Origin of the sequence: Arthrobacter sp. 9V (assembly GCF_902506065.1) — a bacterium.
GTDB lineage: Bacteria > Actinomycetota > Actinomycetes > Actinomycetales > Micrococcaceae > Arthrobacter.
In genome coordinates this window covers 1-1229 of sequence record NZ_LR733052.1, presented here as the reverse complement: position 1 = coordinate 1229, position 1229 = coordinate 1, and the positions used below count along the sequence as shown (strand labels likewise).

Below are 1229 nucleotides of genomic sequence, written 5' to 3'. Positions count from 1 at the left end.
GTGTTCGTGCGCGCCTCGCGGTTCTCGACCACGAACGGCACCGGGGTGCTCTCGCCGCGCTCGAGCTCGATCGGGCCCTGGTCGACACCGACGAGCGTGCCGCCCTCGACGATCGTCGCGGTGACAGTCTTCTCGTCGACCCGCGCGTTGTTGAAGCGCTGCGTCGCGGTGAGGGAGTTCGCCCCGACTGAGAGCCCTTCGACGGTCATCGACCAGTTGCCGCTCGAGTTGACGTCGACGGTCTTGTTGCCGATCGTCACCGTGCCGTTCTGCGTTGCCGTACCCGACACCTCAGCGGTCCTCGCGATGTTGTTCACCTTCGTCACCTGCGCGGTCATGGCTCGGGTGCTCGGGAAAATCTCATCGTACGTCGCGAGTTCGTAACCTGTCTGGCCTTTCCCAAGCCATGCTGGCTCATTCGAGTACGGCCAGATACCGATCCGGGAAGAACCCTCCCAGAGGGTGCCGCCACTGAGGTTGATCTGCACCGCGTTGCCGCAAGATCCAACGGTGTAGTCGTGGGTGAAGCCCGACGGTGCCGGGACAATGCACGAGGATCCGATCTTGAGCTCGCCAGTACCCGTAGTGAATGTTGCAGTCGCAGCAGCCGCTTTCGCGGCGGCGAGCGATGAATGGGCTGTGGCGCTGAGATTGGATCCGACAGCCCACCAGGTCGAGTTAGATCTGGACTTCATCACGAACTTGCCGGAGGCGGTGGCCTGGGTCGAGATCGACCGGGGCTCGGGCGAAGCGATCGCCGTTGCTGCACCGAATGACAGGCCGGACACGATGGTGGCAGCGGCCAGCCCGGCCGCACCCATGGACTTGAGGGCAGTCGATGCCCTCTTCTTGTGAGACATGTGCATCTTTCAGGACAGGCCGCGCGACGGCGGCTGTGCGGGAAGGGGCACGCCCGTGGACAGACTCCAACGGCGCATGTGTATTCAGAATATCACGTGAAATACCAACATACGAACGTGCTACCTCGCGGGCGTCCCGGCTGGGAGTTGAGTGGGATTGGCGCAGGTCTGTGCTCCCTGAAGTTGACTCCAGGTGACTCAGGAGTAGGGTTGAGTCCATCGGACGCAAGTCCAACGACTTACCCCCAAGCAAGAGGAGCAACACATGGGACGTGCAGTAGGCATCGACCTCGGAACCACCAACTCCGTCGTCTCCGTTCTCGAAGGTGGCGAGCCCACCGTCATCGCCAATGCCGAGGGCATGCGCAC

Annotated in this window: 2 protein-coding genes; one reads left to right on the top strand and one right to left on the bottom strand. The window is 62.7% G+C overall.

Translation table 11 applies throughout. The annotated features are described in order from the left end of the window. A partial coding sequence (locus BACI9J_RS24015; RefSeq protein WP_159736807.1) for a hypothetical protein occupies positions 1-860 on the bottom strand: 860 nt, incomplete at its 3' end. A 265-nt stretch (positions 861-1125) separates the two neighbouring features. On the opposite strand from BACI9J_RS24015, the gene BACI9J_RS24010 reads away from it, so the two are divergent. Further along, positions 1126-1229: Hsp70 family protein (locus BACI9J_RS24010; RefSeq protein ID WP_159736806.1), on the top strand; the 104-nt coding region annotated here is incomplete at its 3' end.